Origin of the sequence: Halomonas sp. EF61, assembly GCF_040147045.1 — a bacterium.
Classification (GTDB): Bacteria; Pseudomonadota; Gammaproteobacteria; order Pseudomonadales; family Halomonadaceae; genus Halomonas; species Halomonas litopenaei.
On the sequence record NZ_JAMSHM010000001.1, the window covers coordinates 1,978,060 to 2,004,039 of the forward strand.

24 protein-coding genes are annotated in these 25,980 nt (G+C 64.7%); 17 read left to right on the plus strand and 7 right to left on the minus strand.

The window, feature by feature from the left end; all coding sequences use genetic code 11:
* Window positions 1-137: 137 nt before the first annotated feature.
* The 4 genes from minC to sbcB all read left to right on the plus strand — a co-directional run bounded on the left by minC (window position 138) and on the right by sbcB (window position 3,829).
* On the plus strand, window positions 138-878 hold the full coding sequence (gene minC, locus NFI08_RS08790) for a septum site-determining protein MinC (RefSeq protein ID WP_045991343.1): 741 nt from the start codon (window positions 138-140) through the stop codon (window positions 876-878).
* Between the two features lie 172 nt (window positions 879-1,050).
* Entirely contained in the window at window positions 1,051-1,872 is an 822-nt protein-coding gene (gene minD / locus NFI08_RS08795) for a septum site-determining protein MinD (RefSeq protein WP_045991342.1), read from the plus strand.
* Window positions 1,869-2,123, plus strand: coding sequence for a cell division topological specificity factor MinE (gene minE / locus NFI08_RS08800; protein ID WP_045991341.1), 255 nt, complete (start codon window positions 1,869-1,871; stop codon window positions 2,121-2,123). Before minD ends, minE begins: the two co-directional genes overlap by 4 nt.
* Before the next feature lie 215 nt (window positions 2,124-2,338).
* Entirely contained in the window at window positions 2,339-3,829 is a 1,491-nt protein-coding gene (gene sbcB / locus NFI08_RS08805; RefSeq protein ID WP_108448491.1) for an exodeoxyribonuclease I, read from the plus strand.
* Window positions 3,830-4,076: 247 nt separating this feature from the next.
* On the opposite strand, the gene NFI08_RS08810 is transcribed toward sbcB, so the two are convergent.
* Entirely contained in the window at window positions 4,077-7,001 is a 2,925-nt protein-coding gene (locus tag NFI08_RS08810) for an insulinase family protein (RefSeq protein WP_349588672.1), read from the minus strand.
* A complete protein-coding gene (locus tag NFI08_RS08815) occupies window positions 7,001-7,684 on the minus strand; it encodes an SOS response-associated peptidase (protein WP_222568279.1) in 684 nt (227 codons plus the stop codon). The genes NFI08_RS08810 and NFI08_RS08815 overlap by 1 nt, the downstream gene beginning before the upstream one ends.
* A gap of 180 nt (window positions 7,685-7,864) precedes the next feature.
* Between NFI08_RS08815 and NFI08_RS08820 the strand changes: the two genes are divergently transcribed.
* Together NFI08_RS08820 and NFI08_RS08825 are read left to right on the plus strand one after the other, a co-directional pair.
* Entirely contained in the window at window positions 7,865-8,515 is a 651-nt protein-coding gene (locus tag NFI08_RS08820; protein WP_045991337.1) for a TetR/AcrR family transcriptional regulator, read from the plus strand.
* Complete coding sequence (locus tag NFI08_RS08825; RefSeq protein WP_349588677.1) at window positions 8,512-9,219, plus strand: 1-acyl-sn-glycerol-3-phosphate acyltransferase; 708 nt, start codon at window positions 8,512-8,514, stop codon at window positions 9,217-9,219. The genes NFI08_RS08820 and NFI08_RS08825 overlap by 4 nt, the downstream gene beginning before the upstream one ends.
* A gap of 272 nt (window positions 9,220-9,491) precedes the next feature.
* Here NFI08_RS08825 and NFI08_RS08830 read toward each other — a convergent pair whose 3' ends face one another.
* Together NFI08_RS08830 and NFI08_RS08835 are read right to left on the minus strand one after the other, a co-directional pair.
* The gene (locus tag NFI08_RS08830; RefSeq protein ID WP_349588680.1) at window positions 9,492-10,787 is read right to left on the minus strand and encodes an HlyC/CorC family transporter; all 1,296 of its coding nucleotides are present in this window, start codon (window positions 10,785-10,787) and stop codon (window positions 9,492-9,494) included.
* Between the two features lie 75 nt (window positions 10,788-10,862).
* Window positions 10,863-11,663 carry a cytochrome C assembly family protein gene (locus NFI08_RS08835; protein ID WP_045991335.1) on the minus strand — a complete coding sequence of 267 codons (801 nt, stop codon included), beginning with the start codon at window positions 11,661-11,663 and terminating at the stop codon, window positions 10,863-10,865.
* Between the two features lie 267 nt (window positions 11,664-11,930).
* Here NFI08_RS08835 and ffh point away from each other — a divergent pair, with 267 nt between their 5' ends.
* The 11 genes from ffh (at window position 11,931) to recJ (ending at window position 23,175) form a co-directional block, all read left to right on the plus strand.
* A complete protein-coding gene (gene ffh, locus NFI08_RS08840) occupies window positions 11,931-13,340 on the plus strand; it encodes a signal recognition particle protein (RefSeq protein ID WP_045991334.1) in 1,410 nt (469 codons plus the stop codon).
* Between the two features lie 278 nt (window positions 13,341-13,618).
* Window positions 13,619-13,867, plus strand: a complete 249-nt coding sequence (gene rpsP / locus NFI08_RS08845) for a 30S ribosomal protein S16 (protein WP_045991333.1) — start codon at window positions 13,619-13,621, stop codon at window positions 13,865-13,867.
* Window positions 13,868-13,917: 50 nt separating this feature from the next.
* Entirely contained in the window at window positions 13,918-14,487 is a 570-nt protein-coding gene (rimM, locus tag NFI08_RS08850) for a ribosome maturation factor RimM (protein WP_045991332.1), read from the plus strand.
* A gap of 42 nt (window positions 14,488-14,529) precedes the next feature.
* A complete protein-coding gene (trmD, locus tag NFI08_RS08855) occupies window positions 14,530-15,336 on the plus strand; it encodes a tRNA (guanosine(37)-N1)-methyltransferase TrmD (RefSeq protein WP_045991331.1) in 807 nt (268 codons plus the stop codon).
* Window positions 15,337-15,446: 110 nt separating this feature from the next.
* The gene (gene rplS / locus NFI08_RS08860; protein WP_045991330.1) at window positions 15,447-15,803 is read left to right on the plus strand and encodes a 50S ribosomal protein L19; all 357 of its coding nucleotides are present in this window, start codon (window positions 15,447-15,449) and stop codon (window positions 15,801-15,803) included.
* A gap of 156 nt (window positions 15,804-15,959) precedes the next feature.
* Window positions 15,960-16,856 (plus strand): site-specific tyrosine recombinase XerD, encoded by an 897-nt coding sequence (gene xerD, locus NFI08_RS08865; protein WP_239452500.1) that lies wholly within the window; start codon window positions 15,960-15,962, stop codon window positions 16,854-16,856.
* A gap of 3 nt (window positions 16,857-16,859) precedes the next feature.
* Window positions 16,860-17,597: a DsbC family protein gene (locus tag NFI08_RS08870; RefSeq protein WP_045991329.1), complete on the plus strand. Its 738-nt coding sequence runs from the start codon at window positions 16,860-16,862 to the stop codon at window positions 17,595-17,597.
* Window positions 17,598-17,701: 104 nt separating this feature from the next.
* Entirely contained in the window at window positions 17,702-19,018 is a 1,317-nt protein-coding gene (locus NFI08_RS08875; protein WP_349588686.1) for a homoserine dehydrogenase, read from the plus strand.
* Window positions 19,019-19,109: 91 nt separating this feature from the next.
* Window positions 19,110-20,501: a threonine synthase gene (thrC, locus tag NFI08_RS08880; protein ID WP_045991327.1), complete on the plus strand. Its 1,392-nt coding sequence runs from the start codon at window positions 19,110-19,112 to the stop codon at window positions 20,499-20,501.
* Between the two features lie 113 nt (window positions 20,502-20,614).
* The gene (locus NFI08_RS08885) at window positions 20,615-21,232 is read left to right on the plus strand and encodes a glutathione S-transferase family protein (protein ID WP_045991326.1); all 618 of its coding nucleotides are present in this window, start codon (window positions 20,615-20,617) and stop codon (window positions 21,230-21,232) included.
* A gap of 131 nt (window positions 21,233-21,363) precedes the next feature.
* The gene (gene recJ / locus NFI08_RS08890; RefSeq protein ID WP_349588690.1) at window positions 21,364-23,175 is read left to right on the plus strand and encodes a single-stranded-DNA-specific exonuclease RecJ; all 1,812 of its coding nucleotides are present in this window, start codon (window positions 21,364-21,366) and stop codon (window positions 23,173-23,175) included.
* 88 nt (window positions 23,176-23,263) lie between these two features.
* Here the strand turns inward: recJ and NFI08_RS08895 are convergent, their stop codons facing one another.
* The 3 genes from NFI08_RS08895 to NFI08_RS08905 form a co-directional block, all read right to left on the minus strand.
* Window positions 23,264-24,742 (minus strand): multicopper oxidase family protein, encoded by a 1,479-nt coding sequence (locus tag NFI08_RS08895; RefSeq protein WP_349588693.1) that lies wholly within the window; start codon window positions 24,740-24,742, stop codon window positions 23,264-23,266.
* Window positions 24,743-24,932: 190 nt separating this feature from the next.
* Entirely contained in the window at window positions 24,933-25,373 is a 441-nt protein-coding gene (locus NFI08_RS08900; protein ID WP_045991323.1) for a DUF411 domain-containing protein, read from the minus strand.
* The gene (locus NFI08_RS08905) at window positions 25,370-25,519 is read right to left on the minus strand and encodes a hypothetical protein (RefSeq protein WP_185696471.1); all 150 of its coding nucleotides are present in this window, start codon (window positions 25,517-25,519) and stop codon (window positions 25,370-25,372) included. Before NFI08_RS08905 ends, NFI08_RS08900 begins: the two co-directional genes overlap by 4 nt.
* Window positions 25,520-25,980: the final 461 nt, after the last annotated feature.

Genomic DNA, 25,980 nt, shown 5'->3' on the forward strand with positions numbered 1-25,980 from the left:
AAGGCCTCAGCGCAGGGCTGTGGCTGATTGGAGACACTGACAGGAGGACAATTGAGGCTTATGATCGGTTGCAGGACCGGGGGCTCTGACTTAGCTTGAGATCATCCCCCGACCAACACCCGACGTGGAGTTCGGCAATGAGCCTCAAAGTGGACAGGGACAGCATGGCGTTTACGTTCAAGGGTGGGATGCTGCCCATGACGGTGATGGAGCTTTCCAGTGCGGATCCCGAGGAAATTCGCGATCAGCTCGCGGGCAAGCTCTCGCAGTCGCCAGCCTTCTTTCAGCACACCCCGGTGGTGCTCAGCGTCGAGAAGCTCGACGAACCTCACCTGGCCCTGGAACGTATCTGTGCGGTGTGCCGGGCGCACAAGCTGCTGCCGGTAGCGGTGCGCGGTGGTGCCGATCCGGTCAAGCAGTCCGCCTGGGCGCTCGGACTTGGCTGGTTCCCCCCCCAGGATGCCGCCCGTGCGCGTACCCTGGAAAGCGTTCCGGTGCAGGAAGACGAAGACGTCACCGTGGTCGAGGAAGTGGAGGCTGACGCGCCTCATGGCGGACGTATCTTTCGTGGCACCGTGCGTTCCGGCCAGCAGATCACCGCTCCCGACGGCGACCTGACCGTGATCGGTGCGGTCAATGCCGGGGCCGAGGTACTGGCGGCGGGCAATGTCCACGTCTACGGTGCCCTCAGGGGGCGTGCCCTCGCTGGCATTCACGGCGACCACCAGGCAGGCATCTTCTGCCGTGAGCTGCATGCGGAGCTGTTGTCGGTGGCGGGCAACTACAAGCGTCTCGAAGATATCGACCCCCAGCTGCTCGGCTCCTCCGTCCAGGTCGTGCTGACGGACGATCAGTTGGGGATCACCGCGCTGAAGTGAGCCTTCAGCTGGGCTTGTAAGGAGCCTTTAGCCGGGCTTGTGAAGCGCCTTCAGCGGGGCATTGCCGCATCAGCGGGCGCTTTAGCGCGGGACAGCGATTTTTATAAGGCCGTGCCTGGTCACTGCGGTGACCACACAGGACCAACAACTTTACGACGACAGGATGCGACACTTGGCCAAGATCATCGTTGTGACCTCCGGTAAAGGCGGGGTCGGCAAGACAACCAGTGCGGCAGCCATTGCCACCGGGCTGGCACTCAGAGGCAACAAGACGGTAGTGATCGACTTCGATGTCGGTCTACGGAACCTCGACTTGATCATGGGCTGCGAGCGCCGTGTGGTCTACGACCTGGTCAACGTTATCCAGGGCGAGGCCGGGCTGAACCAGGCGCTAATCCGTGACAAGCGCGTGGACAACCTGCATATCCTTCCTGCCTCCCAGACTCGGGACAAGGATGCCTTGACCCAGGAGGGCGTCGAGAAGGTGCTGGACACCCTGACCAAGGACTTCGACTACATACTGTGCGATTCACCCGCCGGTATCGAACGTGGTGCCCAGCTGGCCATGTACTTCGCCGACGAGGCCATCGTGGTGACCAACCCCGAGGTGTCTTCGGTGCGTGACTCCGACCGTATCCTTGGGCTGTTGTCATCGAAGACCCGGCGGGCCGAGCAGGGCAAGGACCCGATCAAGGAGCACCTGCTGATCACCCGCTACAACCCCGGACGGGTCGACCAGGGAGATATGCTGAATCTCGAGGACATTCGCGAGATCCTGGCCATCAACCTGGTAGGTTTGATTCCCGAGTCCGAGGCCGTGCTGAGAGCCTCCAACCAGGGGGTCCCGGTCACCCACGACGACAGCAGTGACGCTGGCCAGGCCTATATGGATACGGTCAGCCGCCTGATCGGAGAGGAGGTGCCCTTGCGCTTCCACGAGTATCAGAAGAAAAGCCTGCTGAGCCGCATGTTCGGAGGAGGAGGTCGCCGGTGAAACTACTCGATTTCCTGAAGCGCGAACGCAAGAAGTCCGCGTCTGTCGCCAAGGAGCGGCTGCAGATCATCGTGGCGCACCAGCGTAGCCAGCGGGGACAGCCTGACTTCCTGCCGATGCTGGAGAAGGAGTTGCTTGAGGTCATCCGCCGCTATGTCGAGGTGGACGACGATGCCATCAATATGTCGCTGGACAGCGAGGACAACTGCTCGGTGCTCGAGCTCAACGTGACCCTGCCGCGCAGCAGTTGATGCAGCGTCTGGTGTTGCTTGAACGTCGTGATATCGTCGATGCCACATCGCCGATGCGATATCGACAATGCCAGCCATCAAGATGACGCCCCTTGGGCGTCTTTCGTGTATTTCCTTCCCGCGCCGGACTCGACCTGTGATCGTGCAGGCTGAGCCCGGCGTTGGCCTGTGCTAGGCTGACGGGCCTTTGACGTACGCGTGGAGACCGCAATCCCATGGCGCAGCCGAAAGCCGCTCCGCTGACCTTTCTGTGGCACGACTACGAGACCTTTGGTGCCGATCCTCGGCGCGATCGTCCCTCGCAGTTCGCGGCCATCCGTACCGACGCCGAGTTCAACGAGATTGGCGAGCCGGTGGAGCTGTTCTGCAAGCCCGCCGATGATGCCTTGCCGCACCCGATGGCCTGCCTGATCACCGGTATTACGCCCCAGCAGGCGAGGCGCAACGGTGTGCCCGAAGCCGAGTTCGCCGGCGCCATCGTCGACGAGATGAGCGTCGCCGGGACCTGTGCGGTGGGCTACAACAGCCTGCGCTTCGACGATGAGGTCAGTCGTCACCTGTTTTACCGCAACCTGATCGACCCCTATGCACGGGAGTGGCAGAACGGCAATTCGCGCTGGGATCTGATCGACGTGGTGCGCGCCTTCCACGCCTTGAGGCCAGAGGGCATCGAGTGGCCAAGGCGCGAGGACGGCAGTCCCAGCTTTCGCCTGGAAGACCTGACCGCGGCCAACGGTATCGAGCATGCCGGCGCCCACGACGCCCTGGCCGATGTACGCGCCACCATCGCCCTGGCGCGACTGTTGCGGGGCGCCAATGCCAACCTGTTCGACTACCTGCTGTCGCTCAGGGCCAAGCGTGAGGTGCGCAAACGCCTGGATACGACCCAGCGCAAGCCGGTGGTGCATATCTCCCGGCGCTATCCTGCCAGCCGTGCCTGCGGGTCTCTGGTGATGCCCCTGGCCGAACACCCGACCAATCCCAACGGCGTCATCGTCTACGACCTGTCGCTGGACCCTGCCGACATGCTCAGTCTCTCGGCCCAGGAGATTCGTGCTCGGGTATTCGTCAGCAATGACGACCTGGCCGAGGGCGAAAGCCGGATTCCGCTGAAGGTCGTGCACATCAACAAGTGTCCGGTGATCTTTCCGCCCAGTGCGCTCAAGGATGTGTCGGGGCCCCATCAGGGCGAGTATGGCGAGATCGTGGCGCGCATGGGGCTCGAGATGGACGCCTGTCGCGGTCACTACCAGCGGCTGGCCAAGGACCCCGATATCGTCGCCAAGGTGCAGGAGGTGTTCGCCGAGCCACCGCCGGAGCCGCCGAGGGATCCGGACCTGATGCTCTACTCCGGCGGGTTCTTCTCTCCTGCCGACCGCCAGCAGATGGAGCGCGTGCGTGCCATGGATCCCTGGGATCTTGTCGACGCCAGCTTTGCCTTCCAGGACCCGCGCCTCGAGGAGATGCTGTTTCGCTACCGCGCCCGCAGCTATCCGGACACCCTGACCGGCGAGGAGCAGGCGCGCTGGGAGACCTTCCGGTGGGAGCGGATGAACGACTCGGCGCTGGCGAGCCTGACGCTAAAGGACTTCGCGCGTGAAATCGAACGTCTGAACCAGACCTCGCTGAGCGATCGCGAACGCCAGATCCTCGAGGAGATGGTGATGTTTGTGGAGTCGATCATGCCCGCCCAGGCGTTCGGCTAGGGGGGGCAGCCTGGCGCAGACGTACGGCGTCGCACTGGCCGTGTCGGGCATCATCAATATGGCTCCATGAATCAGGTGCCATGTATCAGGTGTGATGAAGCGGGTGAAACGACGCGGGTGAAACCACAAGGCCCGACCGGCGCTGCCGGTCGGGCCTTGTCGTCACTGCTGTCGGCGTCGCCAGCCGGGCGGGATCGCCCCCAAGCAGGGGGCGATGGGGGGGCCAGGGCCTTTTGGCAGAGCCCTGTCAGGGTTTGGCCGCCTGGGCGCTGGTGTCCGCCGGCGTCGGTGACAGCGCTTCTTCCTCGTCACCGGGCAGGGCTTCCAGGTCGCCTTTCAACGCCATGACGTCGCTGGGTGCGGCGCCCGGATCGAAGGTCACGTCCACCACGGCGGCGCCACCCAGACGCTGCCAGCTGTCCTTCAGGCTGGCGGCGTCGACCTCGAGCACCGCGGCGGCCAGCCGCTCACGCCTATCGAAGTCGGTGTCGCCGTAGGACAGCGCCTGCCACAGGCGGGTGGTGCGCTCCTCGAGGCCCGAATCACGCTGGGTAATCTCGTCGTGGACCGCCTGGCGATAGGTGGCCAGGGTGTCGTCATCCAGGCTGTCCAGACGCTCGGGCACACGGTCGAGGAAGTCGCTGACCCTGGCCTTGAGCTCGTCGCTCTGGGTGGAGGGAGACTGCACCAGCAGGCTGATGCCCGGAGCGTGCAGCAGCGGTGAGTAGCCTGCGCTGACGATGTACCCGAGCTGCTGTTCGGTGCGCAACTGCTGGTAGAAGGGGGTCTCGAGCAGCTTGCCGAGCACCGCGATGCGGGCCTGGGTGGCGATACCCTGGTCCGGCCCCTGCAGGTAGCGAATCAGCAGCGACTCGTCTCGGCTGGAGTCCGGCGTCAGGCTCGGCAGATCGACCGCCTTGAGTACCTGCAGGTCGGTGATGGCGTCCGCGCCAAGGCTGGGCTCAAGCGCCGCGATGGCCTGCTCGGCCTCGTCGCGTGCCAGCGACTCTTCCAGGTTGCCGACCACCAGCGCCTGCAGGTGCAGCTCGTCGAGGAAGCGCTCGCGGAAGTCGCGCAGGTCCTGGGGCTCGAGGTCGGACAGCGCCTCCAGCAGTACCTGGGGGGACCACTGGGGCCGAATCAGCGCCTCGGACAGGGTGCGTTGACCCTGGTGATAGAGCGGATTGCGTGGTGCATTCCCCCATTGCTTTTCCAGGCCGTAGCGTACTCGGGCGACGCTTGCGTCGAGGATCTCACCCTGCTTGAGCTGGTCGATCACCTCCCGTATCACCCTGTCCTGGCGGTCACGCCAGCCGGTGAAGGACAGCGTCATGCCACGCGAGTGGGCATAGGCTTCATACTTCTGTCCCGCCAGGCGCGCGGCGTAGAGCTTCTCGTTGAGGCTGTCGTTGAGCCAGCCGGCCAGCAGTTGTGTCAGCACGGCCTGGCGCGGGGACTGGCTGGCGCCAGGGTGCTGCAGGCTGAAGCGCCAGGAGGCCTTGGGCGTATCGTACTCGGCATCGGCCTTGTACCAGGCGTCGGCCTCGGGGGTGTCGATCAGCAGCGAGGGACGCTCGTCGTGGGCCTCAAGCAGCGCCAGGTCCTCGGCGATAAAGGGATTGGGCTCGGGCAGCGCCAGCCCCGCCAGGGGGGCGGCTGTGGTGTCGGCCAATGGCGTCTCTTGCCAGGCGGTGTCGTAGTAGCGGCTACGTTGGTCGCCTTCGACCTCGGGGCCGGTGTACAGGCGGATCATGTTGTCGGGGCGCAGCGCATCGAGCCAGCGACGCACTTCCTCTGCGTCGAGGCCGTCCATGCGGTAGCCGGCGCGGTTGACGTCCTCGAGCGGGTAGTGGGTCAGGCTCATGGACAGGCGCATGGCCTCGTCCAGGGCGTTACCGTGCTGCTGGAACTGGAACGCCTGCTCGGACAGGCTGGCCTGCTCGTCGTAGCGTTCCTCGCTGATGCCCTGTTGGCGAATCTGCTCGATGGTGGCAAACAGACTGGCCTGGATGCGATCGAGATGCTCGCGACCCTCAGGGGTCAGGCTGACATCCACGGCCAGCAGTGCATGGCGGCCGTCACCTCGGGTGACGCCAGCGGACAGGCCGTCGGCCCAGCCGGCCTCGCGCAGGCGGCTCAACAGGCTGCCGGGCCCCTCATGACCGATCAGGTTGGCGATGTAGCTGGCCGGCTTGTGGCGATAGCTGAGCACGGGGTCGGGCACCGGGAACAGGAAGCTGACGCGGCGAGCGTCGCGCAGCGACTGGGCCTCGGCGGCCAGCGGCAGGCGTGAGCGATCCACCAGTGGGGTGTCGATGACGGGTGCCTCGAGGCCGCGATCGGGCACCTCGGCGAAGCGTTCGACCACCAGTGTCTGCAGTTGATCCAACGGCATCGGCGCCACCACCGCCAGATGCATGACGTTGGCACCGTAGTGGTTGTCGTAGAAGTTCATGACCCGCTTGCGCAGGCTGGGCTCCCCTTCGGGCCGCTCGGCCAGGGTCTCCTTGCTGCCCACTGAGAAACCCACGGTGGGGTTGGCCGGATTGAGCAGGGCGTCGAGGACCTCGTTCTCGCGGCGTGCGTCATCGCGCAGGCGCGCCTGATATTCGGAGTGCACCACGTTGCGCTCGCTGCCCAGGCGGTCGGCGTTGAACAGCGGGTCGATGAAGAACCGACTGAAGCGATCCAGAGCGCCTTCGAAGGCCTCGGGCTCCACATCGAAGAAGTAGTTGGTGTCCAGCGAGGCGGTGAAGGCGTTGTGGCGCCCGCCGTGGCGGCTGATGTAGCCCTGGTAGGCGTCGGGCTCGGGGTAGGCCTCGGTGCCCAGAAACAGCATATGTTCGAGCAGGTGGGCGAGCCCCTGCAGGTCATCGGGATCCTGGGCGCTGCCCACCGATACATTGAGTGACGCCGCCGCCTTGTCGGCCTCGGGATCGCTGACCAGCAGGACGTCGAGGCCGTTGTCCAAGGTCAGTACGCGATAGTCGCGATCATCGTGGGGGCTGACGATCGGCGTCGTGGCGGTGGCCACGTCGGCGTCGGCCTGAGCCGTGGGCGGTTGCTCGCTGGTAGCGGCCGGGGCCGCGGAAGCCTGAGCCAGCGGTAGCCACAGGCCGATCAGGGTGGCGACGAGGGCGCTGGCGCCGCGTCGTGTGAGGGTCGAAGCCATCACGTCTCCTTGGAAGTCTGGCGCCACATCTTGCCGATGGGGTGGGCACAGGATGGGTCTTGCTCTTGAGGATTGTTCACTCGTCTTGATACCGGAAAAGCGCCCAACAGTTCCCCGGGAGGGGGGCTCAACAGTGGCTTGAGGTCCTCGGGATCACTCTGCGGGTCCAGCCAGGCCCTCGCTTGACCGGGGGGCACGACCGCCGGCAGACGGTCGGTCAGGGGGGCTAGAAAGCCAGGGCTAGGTACCGTGATCAAGGCGAAGGAGTCGTTATAGTCGGTAAGGGTGGTGTGAAACCTACACCATAGTCCGGCCAGCAGCATCGGCCCGCGGTCTGCTCTGGTGATCAGGAAGGGCTGCTTGTAGTTCGGACGCGGCTGCCAGGCGTAGGCGCCGGCTACCGGCACCAGGCAGCGCCGCGCGCGGAAGGCGTCACGGAACATCGGGCGCGAGTCGAGGCTTTCGGCGCGGGCGCAGTGGGGAGCGTGATCGAGCACCTGCAACCAGGGCGGTGTCAGGCCCCAGAAACCGATCCCCAGGGTAGGGCGTCCAGCTTCCAGGCGGATGATCGACAGTGGACGGCGCGGGGCCATGTTGACGCCGCTGATGGCCTGGGCCGGAGCATCGAGGTCGTCGAGGGCGGTCTCGATGGCGCGGGCGGGAATATAGAGACGGCCGGTCATGGGGGCTCCTGCGATCTGGAGGGCCAGCGTACCCAAGCTCCCGGTGTCAGGAAAGCCTTGAGCCCGTTGTCGCGGCGAAGGGGGCATAATGAGCGGTCGAAAACAGTGTTCGATTAATGTATGCTGAACGATACCGCTGAACCTGAAGCCGCCGATGTCCGGCCGCGAGAGAGAAGAGCGATGGCGCGTCCAAGACAGCATGCCCCCGAGGAGCTTCACGCCCAGGTGATGGCCGCCTGCGATGCCTGGCTGGCTGAGCAGCCGGTGCATGCCCTGTCGCTGCGCTCGTTGGCCCGGGAGGTGGGCTGTGCGCCGAGCACCCTGCTGAAACTCTACGGCAGCTTCAACAACCTGCTTCAGCACGTCAACCTGGAAAGCCTCGGTCGGCTGCGCACGGTGATGGAGCCCCTGCTGGTGGACACCACCGAGCCTGAGGCCCGGCTGCGTGCCCTGGCCCAGGGGTACTGGAAGTTCGCCCGCGAAGACGCCCATCGCTGGCAGCTGATGTTCGACTATCCGCTGGCCCAAGAAGGCGAGCTCGATCAGCGCCAGACCGATATGATCGGCGCACTGTTTGCCCGGGTCGAGGGGACCCTGACCGAGTATCAGCCGGAGCTCGAATCACTCGAGGCGCAGCGCCTGGCGCGAACCCTGTGGGGCAGCGTTCATGGCCTGGTGCAGCTGGGGCTCAATGATCGTCTTGGCTATTCCCAGGGCGGCGCCTTCGAGGTCGAGGAGCTGCTCGATCAACTGCTGTCGACCACCCTCGCCGGACTCAAGCAGATAGGCCGTGACCAGAGGGGCGATAGACAGGTGAACGACACGCCGTGATCGACGCACTCGTCTGGGGCCTCGTCGGCCTGCTTGCCTGCATCGCTGCCTGGCGCTTCTATCGCGCCCCGGCGGTGTATATCCGACGTTTCGTGTTTGCCTTTATCCATGTGTTGTACCGACTTCGCTTCCAGGGGCGTCGCTTCGTGCCCCCGCGCGGGCCGGCGCTGGTGGTGTGCAATCATGTCAGCTTCATGGATGCACTGGTGATGGGCGGCGGCAGCCCCAGGCCGCTGCGCTTCTTGATGGATCGTCCGATCTACGAGTCGAAGCGCCTCAACTGGCTGTTCCGCATGGTCGGGGCGATACCCGTGGAGTCGGATCGTCGTGACCCGGGCAATGTGCGTCGCGCCCTGGAAGAAGTCAGCCGCGCCTTGAGAAACGGCGACGTGGTGATGCTGTTCCCGGAAGGGCGGCTGACGTCGGATGGTGAGGTCAAGACCTTCCGCCGGGGCCTCGACCTGATCCTGTCGAGGGACCCGGTGCCGGTGATTCCCGCCGCGCTGTCAGGCCTGTGGGGCTCGTGGACCTCCAATTGCCACGGCAAGGCTCTGGCCCATTTCCCCAGGCGCTGCCGCGCCCGGGTGGCGCTCTACTTCGACGAGCCGGTGCCGCCGGGGCAAGCCACCCGTCAGTCGCTGGAGGCCCGGGTGCGCGAGCTCAAGGCCGAAGCCGATCGCTGGGTCGAGACCGGTAAGCCCTGAGGCAACCGCCGCCGGGGTGCGCAGGCTCCGGCAGAGGGAAGGTCGGGTTAGGGAAGGGATAACGCAGAAAGGGACGGCCTCGGCCGTCCCTTTCTCGTTAGTGCTTTGCTTGTCAGTACTTAGCTTGTCAGTACTTAGCTTGTCAGTACTTTGCTTGTCAGTACTTTGCTTGTCAGTGCTTTGCTGGCAAGTACTCTGCCTTGGTGGCTTGCTCGCCGGTTCCTTCCCTGCATGTCGCGTCGCGACAGACGTACCTCCGGTCCTTGCGGTGATCAGTCGTTCGCGTCGGACTCTGCCAGGACGCGGCGAGTGCCGGGCCAGCAGCTGACCGAGGTGATCAGGTTGTCGCGCATCTCGAGGATTTCCATGCGGATGTTGCCGATCTGCAGGCAGGCCGGGCCGTCGGGGAAGGACTCGAGGTGTTCCAGTATCACCCCGTTCAGCGTCTTGGGGCCGTCGGTGGGCAAGTGCCAGCCCAGCGACTTGTTGATATCACGGATATTGGCGGTGCCGTCGATCACGTGGCTGCCATCGCTCTGGGGCAGCATGTCCTGTTCCTGGCCGGCCACGTCGGTGGTGAATTCACCGACGATCTCCTCGAGGATGTCCTCCAGGGTCACCAGGCCTTCCACGTCGCCGTACTCGTCCACTACGATGCCAATGCGGCGCTTCTGCTTCTGAAAGTTCAACAGCTGGGTGTGCAGCGGCGTCGATTCGGGGATGAAGTAGGGCTCCCGCGCTTCCTGCACGATGGCCGCCTTGGTCACCTCTCCTCTGGACAGGAAGCGGGCGGCATTGCGCAGGTGCAGCATGCCGATGATGCTGTTGATGTCGCCCTTGAACACCGGCAGCCGAGTGTGCTGGCTGGTGCGGATCTGGGTCAGGATATCCTCGAGACTGTCGTCGAGGTCGATGCCGACCACCTCATGGCGCGGCACCATGATGTCGTTCACGGTGACATTCTCGAGATCCAGAATCGACAGCAGCATGGCCTGGTGGCGATGGGGAATCAGGGTGCCGGCCTCGTGGACCACGGTGCGCAACTCGTCGCGGGTGAGGTTGTCACCATTGCCGTCGATATTCTTGACGCCAAGCAGTCTGAGCAGGCCGTTGGAGATCACGTTGACCACCCACACCAGCGGATACAGCAGCTTGAGCAGCGGCTCCAGGATCATCGAGGCCGGGTAGGCGATGCGCTCCGGCTTCACCGCCGCGAAGGTCTTGGGGGTGACCTCGGCAAAGATCAGCACCACGATGGTCAGGATCGCCGTGGAGATGGCGGGGCCGCTGACATCGCCAAAGAAGTGGATGGCGATGATGGTGGCGATGGAGGCGGCCAGGTTGTTGACGAAGTTGTTGCCGATCAGGATGACGCCGATCAGCCGGTCGGGACGCGCGAGCAGGCGCATCACGCGCTTGGCGTTGCGCTGTCCGCTGTTGGCCTGGTGGCTCAACCGATAGCGGTTGATCGACATCATGCCGGTCTCGGAACTGGAGAAGAAGCCCGATAGGGCAATCAGCAGAAAGAGCAGGCCGAACAGCAGGCCCACCGGAAAGTCGTCGTTCAAGACGTGAAATCCTTGGTCGCGGGTAGGGGTCGAGTTGTAGGGGGTCGGGCCGGGAGTGTCAAGGAGACCTCCTGTCTAGCTGTGCGCTAACAGCACCTCAAGGACAAACTTGCTACCAAAGTAGGCCAAAAGCAGTGCGATATAGCCTCCCAGGGTCCAGCGCACCGCCCGCATGCCTCGCCAGCCAAGGCGGTAGTGGCACAGCAGCAGTACCGCGAACACCAGCCAGGCCAGCAGCGACAGCACCGTCTTGTGGACCAGGTGCTGGGCGAACATGTTGTCGAGGAACACGAACCCGCTGGCGATGGCCAGCGTAAGCAGGGCCATGCCCACCCAGATCATCTCGAACAGTACCCGCTCCATGGTGGTCAGCGGCGGTAGTGCCTGTACCACGCCGCGAATCCGGTGATGCTTGAGGGCCTTGTTCTGGACGCCTACCAGTATCGCCTGCAGCGAGGCGATGGCCAGCACCGCGAAGGCCAGGGCGGAGCTGACGGCGTGGAAGGCGATGCCGGGGGTCATGCCGTTGGCGCTGGTGGGGGTCGGTAGTTCGGTACCGAGCAGCAGCACCACGCCGGCAAAGGGGAACAGCACGGCGGCGATATTGAGCACCGGTTTGAACAGGCTGGCGCCCAGCAGCACCACCACCGCCAGGGCGGTGACCAGCACCGCGCTGGTGGACAGTCCTGGCAGCATCGAGCCCTCGAGGGCAAGCAGGCCGCCGGCGACGACCAGGTGGAGAGCCGCCGCCAGGGTGCCGAAGCCACGCACCAGTAGATCGCGCGGAGGAACCCGGCGAATCAGGGTCAGCCCTTGCCAGGAGGCAGCCGCCAGATAGAAGACAAAGGCCAGTAGAGCCAGAGGTAACGCCTGCATGCTGTGCTGTCCGTGCGCCTTGCCGGCGCCTTTGAAGATAGGGATCCTGGGTCCGGGGAATGCCTTCCCCTCGACACCGACTATACCGGATAGCGCCTCGGCTGACAGCCAGCGGGCGGCCTTCTTCGGCTGTCTTGCCGGCAACTGCATGGAGAGTCCGCGCCACAAGGCGTATAATTTGCGCCATCGTCAAGGCCGCGCACCGGCGGCCGTCTCAAGGGGCGTCTCGACAAGGGCGCCTTGAGGCCATCGCATTTGGAGAGGCCCATGTTTCAGAACCTGAGCGAGCGTCTGTCCCAGACGCTGAAGTCGATCAAGGGTCAGGCACGCCTGACCGACGACAACATCAAGGACACCCTGCGCGAGGTGCGCAAGGCGCTGCTCGAGGCGGACGTTGCCCTGCCGGTGGTCAAGGCGTTCATCGAGCGAGTGCGCGAACGTGCCGTGGGCCAGGAGGTCTCCCGCAGCCTGTCGCCGGGCCAGCAGTTCATCAAGATTGTCCAGCAGGAGCTGGAAGTCACCATGGGCGAGGCCAACGAAGGGCTGTCGCTCAAGGGCACGCCCTCCGTGGTGCTGATGGCCGGCCTGCAGGGTGCGGGCAAGACCACCTCGGTGGCCAAGCTGGGCAAGTATCTGCGCGAGCGCGAAAAGAAGAAGGTGCTGGTGGTTTCCACCGACGTCTACCGCCCCGCCGCCATCGACCAGCTCGAGACCCTGGCCAAGGAGGTCGAGGTCGACTTCTTCCCGTCGCGCTCGGATCAGGCCCCGGTGGACATCGCCACGGCGGCACTGAAACACGCCAAGATCCAGTTCCATGACGTGGTGCTGGTCGATACCGCGGGTCGCCTGGCCATCGACGAAGCGATGATGCAGGAGATCCAGGGGCTGCATCAGGCCATCGAGCCCTCCGAAACGCTGTTTGTGGTCGACTCCATGACCGGCCAGGATGCGGCCAACACCGCCCGCGCCTTCGCCGATGCCCTGCCGCTGACCGGGGTAGTGCTGACCAAGGCCGACGGTGATGCCCGTGGCGGTGCCGCCCTGTCGGTGCGTCACGTCACCGGTCGTCCGATCAAGTTCATGGGTGTCGGCGAGAAGGTCGATGCCCTCGAGCCCTTCCATCCGGATCGTGTGGCCTCGCGCATCCTCGGCATGGGCGACGTGCTGTCGCTGATCGAGGAAGCCGAGCGTACCGTCGACAAGGGCAAGGCCGAACAGCTCGCCAAGAAGGTCAAGAAAGGCCAGGGCTTCGATCTCGAGGACTTCCGCGAACAGCTCCAGCAGCTCAAGAAGATGGGCGGCATGAGCGGTCTGATGGGCAAGCTGCCGGGCATGGGGCAGATGGCCGAGATGGCCCAGGGGCCTGGGCCCGAAAAGGAGCTTGGCAAGCTCGAGGCGCTGATCAACTCGATGACGCCGAAGGAACGCCGTAATCCGGACATCATCAACGGCTCGCGCAAGCGCCGTATCGCCGCCGGTGCCGGCCTGCAGGTGCCGGACCTCAATCGTCTGCTCAAGCAGCACAAGCAGATGCAGAAGATGATGAAGAAGGCCGGCAAGAAAGGCGGCATGCAGAAGATGATGAGGGGCATGTCCGGCATGATGGGCGGAGGTGGTCCTGGCGGTCCCGGAGGCATGGGCGGCATGGGTGGCCCCGGCGGCATGCCCTGGCGCTGAGTCTGTTTTCTTGCGCTGGTGCTGTTTTTAATGCCAAGCGCCCAAGCGTGATGAAGATGCAATACGCTGGGCCCGCCACTCCCGGCCCTGGCACCGCTGGTGCGCCGCTCGTCAAGGGATGAGCGGCAAAAAAGGTTCCCTTGGGGGGTGGTTTTCCGTAGAATACTGCCTCTTCACTCGAGGACCGCGCCTGGCGCGGCCCTCGTCGTGAGCGAAACACCGGTGGCTGGCCTGGCCGTCGCCGTTATCTGAAATCCCAACCGAAGGACAGTCAACGTATGGTTACCATTCGTCTGGCACGTGGTGGCGCCAAGAAGCGTCCCTTCTACCACCTCGCCGTGACCGATTCCCGCAACGCCCGCGACGGCCGCTTCATCGAGCGTCTGGGCTTCTTCAACCCGGTGGCCCGTGGCCAGGAAGAGCGTCTGCGCATCGACCTCGACCGCATCGCCCACTGGCAGTCCCACGGCGCGCAGCTGTCTGACCGCGTCGCCGAGCTGGTCAAGGAAGCTCGTAAGCAGGCCTGAGGCGCAAGCCTTGCCTGTGAATGTCCCGGTGTGAAAGAGGTTTGACCCAGATGGCATCGCCACAACGCCCTAGCGCGCAGCGCCAAGCGCAAGACGATCGCCACAGCGACGATTACGTCGTGCTGGGCAAGCTGACCAGTCCTTACGGCATCAAGGGCTGGCTGAAGGTGTATTCCTACACCTCACCCATGGAAGGCATTCTCGACTATGCCGAATGGGTGGTCCGTCACGACGGACAGATTTCGCGCCATCGCCTCAAGCAGGGGCGCAAGCAGGGACAGGGCCTGGTCGCCCAACTGGACGGTGTCGATGACCGTGACCGCGCCGAGAGTCTGGCCGGAGCGGACATCCTGCTGGCCAAGCAAGACCTGCCCGAACTCGACAGTGAAGAGTACTACTGGCACCAGCTGGAAGGCCTCAGGGTCGTTACGCTGGAAGGGGTGTCTCTGGGACGCCTGGCCTACCTGTTCGAGACCGGTGCCAACGACGTCATGGTCGTGAAGGGCGGTGACGCCCCGGACGATCGCGAACGTCTGCTTCCCTACCTGCCCGATGACGTGGTCAAGCGCGTCGATCTCGAGGCAGGGGAGATGCTGGTCGACTGGGACCCGGAGTTTTGAGCGCAGTGCGTTCGAAAACCGCGTCGACAGGAGATCGATAACGTGTGGATAGGGGTGGTGTCACTGTTTCCGGAAATGTTCGAGGCGATTACTCGCCACGGCGTGACCGGCAGGGCCGTCGACAAGGGCCAGGTGACGCTGGAGTTCTGGAACCCCCGGGACTACGCCACCGACCGCCATCGCACCGTGGATGATCGCCCCTATGGCGGTGGTCCCGGCATGCTGATGAAGGTCGACACCCTGAGAAGTGCCATCCACGACGCCCGCAGCCGAGCCCAGGCGGCCACCGGCGAGCGTCCCAAGGTGATCTACCTGTCGCCCCAGGGGCGCAGACTGGATCAGCAGGGCGCGCGGGAACTGGCGTCCGGACCGCCCCTGGTGGTGGTGGCGGGGCGTTACGAAGGCATCGATGAACGCGTGGTCGAAGCGGACATCGATGAGGAGTGGTCGATCGGCGACTATGTCCTGAGCGGGGGAGAGCTGCCCGCCATGGTGCTGATCGATACGGCGGCAAGGCTGGTGCCCGGTGTACTGGGCCATCAGGATTCCGCGGTCGAGGACTCCTTCAACGACGGTCTGCTGGACTGTCCGCACTATACGCGCCCGGAGGAAATCGACGGTCGCAAGGTGCCGGACGTACTGCTCAGCGGTCACCACGGACAGATCCGTCAGTGGCGGATGAAACAGTCCCTGGGGCGTACCTGGCAACGGCGGCCCGACCTGCTCGAGGGCAGGCAGCTGTCGAAGGAGCAGAAGCGGCTGTTGAACGAGTTCATCGACGAACACGCCGACAAGGCGGAGGTGCAGGACGATCGTCGGGATTCCGACGAGGCGGCCAGTCGCCGCTGACGGACCTGCGTCATCAACGACCCGCGCGCTCGAGCTTCGAGGGCCGGGATCACGATCCATCGGCACCCACGACCGATCGATGGATCACAACGATTTCAGGAGTGAGTCAAATGAGCAGCAAGAACAAGGTGATCCAGGCGCTCGAAGCCGAGCAGATGAGCAAGCAGGTGCCGGACTTTGCACCGGGCGACACCATCGTCGTTCAGGTCAAGGTCAAGGAAGGCAACCGCGAGCGTCTCCAGGCCTTCGAAGGCGTGGTCATCGGCAAGCGTAACCGCGGTCTGAACTCCGCTTTCACCGTGCGCAAGATCTCCCACGGCGTCGGCGTCGAGCGTACCTTCCAGACCTACAGCCCGCTGGTCGACTCCATCAGCGTCAAGCGTCGCGGTGACGTGCGCCAGGCCAAGCTGTACTACCTCCGTGAGCGTAGCGGCAAGTCTGCTCGTATCAAGGAAAAGCTGGCTTAAAACAGCCAGCGCTGTCAGCCAGTCCGAGGGAGGCCCCGCCTCCCTCGCCCGACACCCCGTCACCACCTTCGTGGGGCGGGGTGTCGGTGCATTGGGGGCCCTCTCGTGCTTCACCAGTGCCCTCGATGGCCAGCCCCACAGCCCAGGAGGTGTTGCTTGAGCGCCGGCGATCGTCAGACAATCGACCGCTTCCTCGACCAGCTATGGCTCGAGCAGGGCGTCAGCGACCATACCCTGAGCGCCTATCGCCACGATCTGGAGGCCTGGGCCAACTGGCTTTCAGGTCAGTCTTGCGCGTTGCTCACGCCGGGTGAGCGGACCTTGCCGGACTGGCTGGACTCGCGTCGCGAGCAGGGCTACAAGCTCACCAGCAATGCCCGGCTGCTGTCGAGTCTCAGGCGCTTCTACCGCTGGGCCCTGGCCGAAGGGATGATCGAAGCAGACCCGCTGGCCCGGGTGCGCCTGCCGCGGGTACGGCCATCGTTGCCGGACACCCTGGACGAGGACGAGGTCGAGCGCCTGCTGAATGCGCCGGACCTGTCCACCGCCCTGGGACTGCGCGATCGCGCCATGCTCGAGGTGCTGTATGGCGCAGGGCTTCGCGTCAGCGAACTGGTCGGTCTGACCACCGATGCGGTCAATCTGCGCCAGGGCGTGGTGCGGGTGCGCGGCAAGGGGCAGAAGGACCGTCTGGTGCCGCTGGGCGAGGAAGCCGGCCACTGGCTCGAGCGCTACCTGCGCCAGGGGCGTAGCGAGCTGATGAGCGATATCCAGCGTCCGGCGCTGTTCCCCGGACGGGGCGACGGCGCCATGACCCGCCAGACCTTCTGGCACCGAATCAAGCACTACGCCAGTGTGGCAGGCATCGATCGTCCGCTGTCGCCACACACCCTGAGGCACGCCTTTGCCACCCATCTGTTGAATCATGGGGCCAATCTGCGTGTCGTACAGATGCTGCTGGGGCACTCGGACCTGTCGACGACCCAGATCTACACCCATGTGGCGCAGGCGCGACTGGAAGCCCTGCACGCCGACCATCATCCTCGAGGCTGACCCATGAAACGCCCTCTGTTCGTGCTTTCCCTGCCCGCTCTGCTCACCGCTGCCCTGTGGACCAGCGGTGCGCTGGCGGCCCCCCCCGCCGCGCTCAACGAGCTTGAGGTGAACGGCCAGAAGATGCCGGTGAGTCAGGTGCTGGATACCCCCATGGACGGCATCTACGAGGTGCGTCTGGAGACCGGGGAGTCCTTTTACACCAACGAGAGCGGCAGCCACTTCCTGGTGGGGGATCTGTACCAGAACGCCGAGGACGGCCTGGTCAACCTGTCCGAGCAGAGCCGCAACGCCAGCCGCGCCAGCCGCGTGGCGGCCATCGACGAGTCCGAGCAGATCGTCTATCGCGGGGTAGATGAGCCCAAGGCCACCATCCACGTCTTCACCGATACCACCTGTCCTTACTGCCGCAAGCTGCACGAGGAAGTGCCGCGCCTCAACGAGCTGGGCATCCAGGTCAACTACCTGGCCTTCCCGCGTGGCGGCATGCAGAGCGAAGGCGCCCGCCAGCTCGAACAGGTGTGGTGCGCCGACAATACCAGCGAGGCGATGACCGCCGCCAAGAGTGGAGAGGTTCCGAGCGGCGCCACAAGCTGCGACAATCCGGTGGAGCGGCAGTATCATCTGGGGCTGGAGCTGGGCGTGCAGGGCACGCCGGCGATCATCCTGCCCGACGGCACCATGGTCCCGGGCTATGTGCCCGCCGAACGGCTGGCCGAGCGCCTCGGCATCGACGGCTGAGCCCGTCCGACAACACAATCGAGAAGGCTCGAGCCAGACTCGGGCCTCGCCAAATCGCTGACACAGCCGTCGCTTGCGGCGACGGTCGAGAAGGGAGAATGACATTGAAACCGGTGAGAGTGGGAATCTGTGGGCTGGGTACCGTCGGTGGCGGCACCTTCAATGTACTGACGCGCAACGCCGACGAGATCGCTCGGCGTGCCGGTCGCCCGCTGGTGATCGAGCAGGTCGCCCATCGCAGCATCAATCCCGCCTGTGACCTTACCGGTATTCGTACCACCAAGGACGTCTTCGAGGTGGCGACCAACCCCGATATCGACGTGGTGGTGGAGCTGATCGGCGGCTACGACGTGGCTCGCGAGCTGGTGATGATGGCCATCGAGAATGGCAAGCACGTGGTCACCGCCAACAAGGCGCTGATCGCGGTGCACGGCAACGAGATCTTCAAGGCGGCCCATGAAAAGGGCGTGATCGTGGCCTTCGAGGCCGCCGTGGCCGGCGGTATCCCGGTAATCAAGTCGCTGCGCGAGGGCCTGGGTGCCAACCGCATCAGCTGGGTGGCGGGTATCATCAACGGTACCGGCAACTACATCCTGACCCATATGCGCGACGAGGGCCGGGCGTTCGAGGACGTGCTCGCCGAGGCCCAGGCGCTGGGCTACGCCGAGGCCGATCCGACCTTCGACGTGGAAGGCATCGACGCCGCCCACAAGCTGACCATCCTGGCGTCCATCGCCTACGGTGTGCCGCTGCAGTTCGACAAGGCCTACACCGAGGGTATCTCTCGGGTCACCGCCGAGGACGTCGAGCAGGCGGATAACCTGGGCTACATCATCAAGCACCTGGGTATCTCCAAGCGCACCGGTGACGGCCTCGAACTGCGCGTCCATCCGACGCTGATTCCCAAGGAGCGGCTCCTGGCCAGCGTCCACGGGGTCAAGAACGCCATCGCCGTGATGGGTGACGCCGTCGGTCCGACCCTCTACTACGGTGCCGGCGCCGGTGACGAGCCCACCGCCTCGGCGGTAGTCGCCGACCTGCTCGACGTGGCCCGCGACATCTCCACCGAGCATCGCTATCGCACGCCTTATCTGGCCTTCTGCGGCGTCACCGATGACTGTGACGAGCTGCCGATCATGCCCATGGAAGACATCACCACGGCCTACTACCTGCGCCTGCTGGCGGTGGACCGCCCCGGCGTGCTGGCGCGGGTGGCGACCATCCTGTCCGAGGAGGGTATCTCCATCGAGGCGCTGATCCAGAAGGAGGCCACCGAGGGCGAACTGGTGCCGATCATCCTGCTGACCCACCGTACCCTCGAGAAGCACATGAACGAGGCCATTCGCCGCATCGAGTCCCTGGCCGACATCGCCGGCTCGGTGACCCGCATTCGCGTCGAGAGCCTCGACGAGCAGGACTGATGATGCCTGCGGGAGCGGGCCCAGGCTCGCTTTCGCGGGCGCTTCGCTGGAATCTCAGGCCGCGCCCCGGGCGGCGGCAAGGAATCACAAGATGCGCTATATCAGCACCCGCGGGCAGGCGCCCGCGCTGTCCTTCGAAGAAGTCGTCCTTACCGGCATGGCCGCCGACGGTGGCCTCTACGTTCCCGAGGACTTCCCTCACCTGAGCGCCGACGACCTGGCCGACATGGCCGGGCTGTCCTACGCCGAGATCGCCTTTCGGGTGATGAAGCCCTTCGTCGGCGGCGAGATCGACGACGACACCTTCCGTGGCCTGGTCAAGGACGCCTACGCGACCTTCAGCCACGACGCCGTGGTGCCGCTCAATCAGCTCGACGCCAACCACTTCCTGCTCGAGCTGTTCCACGGTCCGACCCTGGCGTTCAAGGACGTGGCCCTGCAGCTGCTCGGACGTATCCTCGATCACTTCCTCAAGAAGCGTGGCGAGCGCGCGGTGATCATGGGCGCCACGTCCGGCGACACCGGCTCGGCGGCGATCGAGGGCTGTCGTCACTGTGACAACCTCGACATCTTTATCCTGCACCCCCACAACCGGGTGTCCGAGGTGCAGCGCCGGCAGATGACCACGGTGCTGGCCGACAACGTCTTCAACGTCGCCATCGAAGGCAACTTCGACGACGCCCAGGCCATGGTCAAGGCCAGCTTCGCCGACCAGAGCTTCCTCGACGGGGCTCGGCTGGTGGCGGTGAATTCGATCAACTGGGCGCGGATCATGGCCCAGGTGGTCTACTACGTAGCCTCTGCCGTGGCGGTGGGCGCGCCCCAGCGTCAGGTCAGCTTCTGCGTGCCCTCGGCCAACTTTGGCAACGTCTTCGCCGGCTACGTGGCCTACCGCATGGGGCTGCCGGTGAAGCAGTTCATCGTCGCCACCAACGCCAACGACATCCTTCACCGTACCCTGGCCGACAACGACTTCTCCAAGCAGGAGCTGCTGGCCACCCTGGCGCCGTCCATGGACATCGTGGTGTCGTCCAACTTCGAACGTCTGCTGTTCGAAGCCTACGACCGCGACGGCGGCGCCGTGGACGAGCTGCTCGGGCGCTTCCAGAACGAGCCGACGGTGCTGGCCGAGGCCCCGCTGGGCCGGCTGCGCGAGGTGTTCTCGAGCCACAGCGTGGATGACGACACCATCCTCGAGGTGATCCGCGAGGCCCACCACCGCACCCAGGAGATCCTCGATCCCCACACCGCTACCGGCTATCGTGCCGCCGAGCGCGAGCGCAGGGACGCCTCTACGCCGATGATCACCCTGGCCACCGCCCACCCGGCCAAGTTTGCCGAGGCGGTGGTCAAGGCCGGCTTCCCGGGTGTGCCGCTGCCGCCACATATGGACGATCTGCTCGAGCGCGAGGAACGCTACGAGGTGCTGCCGGCTAGACTCGAAGCGGTACAGGCCTTCGTCGCCGAGCATCGTCGTCGCTGAGGCCTTCGGGACGGGACCGAGCGCCGTGCGGCTCGATTCTGTGCCAATCGGTTCTTATCCATCGGTTTTTGCCAAGGGTGCCCGCTGCCGGGCATCCCGACAGGGAGACTTCCATGAAGCTGTGGGGACGCAACAACTCGGTCAACGTCAAGAAGCCCGTCTGGTGTGCCATCGAGCTGGGGATCGACCTCGAAAGGGTCGACCTGGGAGGGCCCTTCGGTGGGCTCGATACGCCGGAATTCCTGGCCAAGAATCCCAACGGCCTGATTCCCTGTCTCGAGGACGGCGACCTGGTGCTGTGGGAATCCCACACCATCGTCCGCTATCTGGCCGATGTGCACGGTGACGGTCGGCTCGCGACCGACTCTGCCGGCGCCAGGGCGCGCTGCAGCATGTGGATGGACTGGGCGCTTGGCAGTCTGGCGGGCCCCTATCGGGATCTGATCATGAACCTGGTGCGCGGCACCCCCGAGACCCGCGACGATGCGGCCATCGAGCGTGGCCTGGCCGGGTTCGAGAAGAGCCTGCGTATCGCCGACGGTGCGCTGGCTCGCCAGCCCTGGCTGTCCGGCGAGGAATTCGGCATCGGTGATATTCCGCTGGGGGCCTACGTCTACCTGTGGTTCGCCCTGGATATCGAGCGCCCGAGCCTGCCGAACCTCGAGGCCTGGTACGAGAAGCTGACCCAGCGCAGCGCCTATCGCGAACACGTGATGCTGCCGATCAGTTAAGTCGATCCAGCAGCGTTGGACGCGCCGGTATCGCGTCGGCGCAGGTGGCGGTCAGCACGCCATCTGCGCCGACCTTCTCGGTTCCCGACACCCTCCTGCGCCACCCTCGCTTCAACCTTCCAGAGAATCCGATGTCCCACTCTTCTCCGGCAAATGCCGGCTCGAGCGAGCATGCCGAGCCGCGTCCGCGTATCGAACCGCGTCCTCGCAACGAAAGGCTATATCGGCAGGGACTCGAGGCCGGGCTGTCGGAGCTTCAGGCCCGGCTGCTGGCCGGACGCCTGCCCGACTACCAGGGCGAACTCGGCCCGCTGGTCGATCCGAGTCTGCGTCATCTGGTCCATCCCGAGCGTCTGGCCGATGCGCCGAGAGCGGCCGAGCGCATCGCCCAGGCGGTGGCCGAGGGCGAGCACATCGGCATCCTCACCGATTACGACGTGGACGGCATCACCTCCCACGTGGTGATCCGGCGCACCCTGAACGAACTGTTCGGGGTGCCGGAGTCACGTCTGCACAGTCTGATCGGTCACCGTATTCATGACGGCTATGGCATCAGCCTGCCGTTGGTGGAGCGCACCCTGAAGCTGACGCCGCGGCCCAGCCTGGTGATTACCGCCGACTGCGGCAGCAGCGACGAGGCGCGTATCGCCAGGCTCAAGGCGGCGGGAATCGACGTGGTGGTCAGCGATCACCACGCTTTGCCCCAGGAAGGGCCGCCGCCCTCGGCCTATGCCACGGTCAATCCGACCCGAGCCGACTGCGACTACCCGGACGCCACCATCGCCGGCTGCATGGTGGCCTGGCTGTTGATGTCGCTGACCCGCCAGGTATTGATCGAACAGGCGGTACTGTCGCCGTCCACGCCCAAGCTCTCGCCCTGGCTATCCTACGTGGCGCTGGGCACCGTGGCCGACTGTGTGTCGCTGGGTGGCAGCGCCATCAACCGGGCGGTGGTGCGCCACGGTCTGGCGCTGATCAATCGCATGGGCGAGCCCTGCTGGCGGGTAATGGCGGAGCGCCTGGGCGCCGACAGCGTGCCCTTCAACGCCGAGACCCTGGGCTTCCAGATGGGGCCGAGAATCAATGCCCGTTCGCGCCTCGATGATCCCTACGCGGCGCTTCACTTCATGTTGGCCGGGGATGACGGGGTGGCGCGGCGTCACCTGGAGACCCTGGACGCCGACAACCAGTCGCGCAAGGCCATCGAAGCCGACATGGTCGCCGAGGCCAGGCTGCTGGCCCGCCGGGCGCTGGACGCCGACGAGCCGGTGGTCATCGTCTATCTGGAGAACGGCCATCCGGGGGTCCAGGGCATCGTCGCCTCGCGCCTGGTGCAGGCCTACGGGCGGCCGACCCTGGTGCTGACCCCCGCCGCCGAGGCCGGCATGCTGACCGGCTCCGGACGCTCGGTGGAGGCGCTGCACCTGCGCGATGCTCTGCAGCGCGCCCACGACCTGGCCCCCGAGGCGCTTACGCGTTTCGGCGGCCACCGGGGCGCCGCTGGCGTCGGCGTGGTACAGGAACGTCTCGACGACTTCCGCCAGGCGCTGATCACCGCGGTCAGCGAACAGCTCGGCGATCTGGAACTGGTGCCCAGACTCTACACCGACGGTGAACTCGGCGAGCATCAGCTAAGCCTCGAGACCCTGGTCGAGATCGAGGGCCTTGGCCCCTTCGGCCGCGAGTTCGAGGCGCCGCTGTTCGAGGGGCGCTTTCTGGTGGAGCGGCTCAAGCCGGTGGGTGACGGCAGTCACCTGACCCTGGAGCTGTCCTGTCGCGGACTGACCCTGAAGGCCATCTGGTTTCGCTGCCTGACCCCCGGCCAGTTGCCGGACTTCGACGTGGGCGCCACCCTGCACTGCGCCTACAAGCTCAATCGCAACCGCTTCCGCGGGCGTGAGTCGCTGCAGCTGATGGTGGAGCACGCAGAACCCGTCGAATAAGCCGGTCGACTGAAGCGGTCGAACGAGGGTCCGTGATCCCGGCAAGCCTCGGTCTTCGTTGCCTGCGGAGGTCCTGGCGCTGCTGGCTTCAGGTTACCGTGAATTGTCCCATCATGCCGTTATCTTCGTGTTCGAGGATATGGCAGTGATACATGAAGGGCGCACCCAGCGAAGGCTGGTTGAAATGGACCAGCAGTTCGACGGGCTCGCGCACCAGCACAGTGTCTTTCATGCCTTTGTCACGGGTCTGCGGCGCAGAACCGTTGCGGCTGATGACCTGGAAATGCACGCCGTGTACATGGAAGGGGTGGGCCATCATTGTGCCGGTCACCTCCCAAATTTCGCTATCACCCAGGTTGACTCGCTCATCGACTCTGTCCATGGAGAAGGCACGGTCATTGATGCCGAAGCTGGCCCTGCTCATTCGTGTTTCGTCCCTCCTCATGTTTCCCATGCCCATGCCCATCTCCATGCCCATGGTCAACTCGAAGCGACGTCTGCGCAGTGCCGTTGAGGGGATCCGGGGTTCAGGGGCGTGAAGCCGCTGTGGTACCTGAAGGGAACTGCTGCCGGTGCCTTGGGGAATGAACTCGATGACGGTCGTTTCGCTAGCCCCTGACATGGGCGTCATCATGCGCATCATCGACAGACTACTGTCTGGTCCGGTAGTCAGGGTCGCAGGGCGACCATTGGAGAAATCGACGAGAATTTCGGCTCGCTCTCCTGGAATGAGGCGTAGCGAGCGCAGCGCAACAGGCTTCTCGAGCAGACCTCCCTCCGAGGCAATCCAGTGAAAGATTCTGGCGTCGGAGAACGCCAGATCGAAAAACCTGGCGTTGGCACCATTGACCATCCTCAGACGCACCAGCCGGGGAGGAACCTTTGCTACTGGGTTGACAGTGCCGTTGACCAAGAGAGTGTCGCCACGTCGTCCATGCATCGTCGTCATCATGCCCTGTGGTAATACCAGGGTTCCCTGCTCGAACTGCTTATCCTGAAGTATCAGGGGAATGTCATCGACACCGTAATCCGAGGGCAGGCCCAGCGATTTTTCATGGTCGTCACTGACGATCAACATTCCTGCCAGGCCTGCGTAGACCTGTCTGGCGGTGCGCCCATGAGCGTGTGAGTGGTACCAGAGAGTGCATGCCCGCTGACGTATCGGTAGTACCGGTCGCCAGGTGGCTCCGGCGGGGATCGTCTGGTGAGGGCCGCCGTCCAGGTTGCCGGAGACCAGCAGCCCATGCCAGTGCACGGTGGTGTCTTCACCCAGGGTGTTGGTGATGGTGACCTCGGAATCGTCGCCCTGGTGGACCCGAAGCGTGGGACCTAGGTAGCTCCCGTTGTAGCCCAAGGTGATGCTTTCTCGGCCAGGGAAGAAATGGCGCGAGCCCTCCTGAACTTCCAGCGCAATCGACTGGTGACGGCTGCGGGCATCGATCAGTTCCGGGATGTAAAGCTCGTTGAGTTGCGGCAGTGAGTACAAGCGACCTGTGGCGTTGGCTGCCAGCACGGCACCACCCGATAGCAAGGAGCCCATCAGGAACGAGCGGCGTGTCATGAACATGCTTTTCTCCTTCACGGTAACCATCTTGTTGCGCTCACATCGACAGACTGTGGCCGAACAAGCGAGTCTTTTGACTCGTCAGGTGAGAGCAGATAGGTCAAGGCGACAAGACCGGGTTGCTTGGCCCTGGATCGCTGTGGCGCTGGTGGTGATGCCCCGGCAGCTGCCGGGGCCTTGCCCGTGAGGGCGTTCAGAGCGTCATGAATGGCCTGGCCTCACCATCGCGGAACTCGTAGACGTTCCACTCCTGCTGGCGAGGGCCTGGCATGCCTGGGGTGCCGGCAGGCATGCCGGCCAGACCGATGCCGGCTGTATCGGGGTGCTGTTCGAAGAGTCGATCCAGCGCCGCGAAGGGCACGTGCCCCTCGACCGCGTAGCCCCCCATTTCGATGGTATGACAGGCGCCGAGGCCAAACGGAATGCCGAGGCGTTGCTTGATGCTACCGATGTCTCGAGTCTCGACGATGGTCACGTCGACACCACGTTGTTCCAGCAGGCGCGCGTACTCGTCACAGCAGCCGCACTGTGGATTCTTGTACAAGGTGGCAGTGTCGGGCAGATCCGCCATCGCGGGCGCCGCAGCCAGCAGGCTGGTGGCGAGGAAAAGCAGGGAGGCGTGACGGTGGCTCATGACTGTTTCTCCCGAGAGCGGTGAGTGGTGAGAAGGTACTTGCCGAGGGCGGAGATGCCGAGACCCAGCAGGATCAGCCAGGCGATCGGCATTAGCCAACCGATCCAGCCCATCGAACCCATAAAGGCGAAACATGTCGTGCTCATTGGTGTAACTCCTGACAGAAGAAGCGTGGCACCGGGGTAGGTGCCTTGTGATGTGCGGTGGTGACATGACGCTTTTTGCTGTCAGGAACGAGGAGGGCGCCTCGGCGGCGCAATGATGTGACTGGTGCCAGCCGGGACGACGATGTCGATCAAGCCGGCTGGCGGTGTGTCGTGGATGGTCGGCAACGGCGAGACGGCGGCACAGACGCTGCACTCCGGGTGTGTGTGGTCTGGTGTGTCGCTGTGGAGTGCGATACAGGGGCCTGCGCAGTCCTCCATGGCCACGGCAGTCGGTCCAGCAAGGATCGTCAGCACTACCAGCATGACCATGAGCACCATCGGTGCCATGGCCAGGCGTTTGATGCAGTTGCAAAGCAGTGTTCGAGCCGTGGGGTTCATCAACTTGCCCTTGTGGAGTTGATTGACCTCGCAAGCAGGCTTCCTATGGTCAGCCGCCGCGT

Excerpts from the sequence above, each read along its gene's own strand:
- NFI08_RS08810 (WP_349588672.1), bottom strand. The coding sequence starts at position 7,001 with ATGGCTTCGACCCTCACACGACGCGGCGCCAGCGCCCTCGTCGCCACC.
- NFI08_RS08895 (WP_349588693.1), bottom strand. The coding sequence starts at position 24,742 with ATGTTCATGACACGCCGCTCGTTCCTGATGGGCTCCTTGCTATCGGGT.
- NFI08_RS08815 (WP_222568279.1), bottom strand. The coding sequence starts at position 7,684 with ATGACCGGCCGTCTCTATATTCCCGCCCGCGCCATCGAGACCGCCCTC.
- thrC (WP_045991327.1), top strand. The coding sequence starts at position 19,110 with ATGCGCTATATCAGCACCCGCGGGCAGGCGCCCGCGCTGTCCTTCGAA.
- NFI08_RS08870 (WP_045991329.1), top strand. The coding sequence starts at position 16,860 with ATGAAACGCCCTCTGTTCGTGCTTTCCCTGCCCGCTCTGCTCACCGCT.
- NFI08_RS08900 (WP_045991323.1), bottom strand. The coding sequence starts at position 25,373 with ATGAGCCACCGTCACGCCTCCCTGCTTTTCCTCGCCACCAGCCTGCTG.
- NFI08_RS08835 (WP_045991335.1), bottom strand. The coding sequence starts at position 11,663 with ATGCAGGCGTTACCTCTGGCTCTACTGGCCTTTGTCTTCTATCTGGCG.
- minC (WP_045991343.1), top strand. The coding sequence starts at position 138 with ATGAGCCTCAAAGTGGACAGGGACAGCATGGCGTTTACGTTCAAGGGT.
- rplS (WP_045991330.1), top strand. The coding sequence starts at position 15,447 with ATGAGCAGCAAGAACAAGGTGATCCAGGCGCTCGAAGCCGAGCAGATG.
- ffh (WP_045991334.1), top strand. The coding sequence starts at position 11,931 with ATGTTTCAGAACCTGAGCGAGCGTCTGTCCCAGACGCTGAAGTCGATC.
- NFI08_RS08885 (WP_045991326.1), top strand. The coding sequence starts at position 20,615 with ATGAAGCTGTGGGGACGCAACAACTCGGTCAACGTCAAGAAGCCCGTC.
- NFI08_RS08905 (WP_185696471.1), bottom strand. The coding sequence starts at position 25,519 with ATGAGCACGACATGTTTCGCCTTTATGGGTTCGATGGGCTGGATCGGT.
- recJ (WP_349588690.1), top strand. The coding sequence starts at position 21,364 with ATGTCCCACTCTTCTCCGGCAAATGCCGGCTCGAGCGAGCATGCCGAG.
- rimM (WP_045991332.1), top strand. The coding sequence starts at position 13,918 with ATGGCATCGCCACAACGCCCTAGCGCGCAGCGCCAAGCGCAAGACGAT.
- rpsP (WP_045991333.1), top strand. The coding sequence starts at position 13,619 with ATGGTTACCATTCGTCTGGCACGTGGTGGCGCCAAGAAGCGTCCCTTC.
- NFI08_RS08820 (WP_045991337.1), top strand. The coding sequence starts at position 7,865 with ATGGCGCGTCCAAGACAGCATGCCCCCGAGGAGCTTCACGCCCAGGTG.
- sbcB (WP_108448491.1), top strand. The coding sequence starts at position 2,339 with ATGGCGCAGCCGAAAGCCGCTCCGCTGACCTTTCTGTGGCACGACTAC.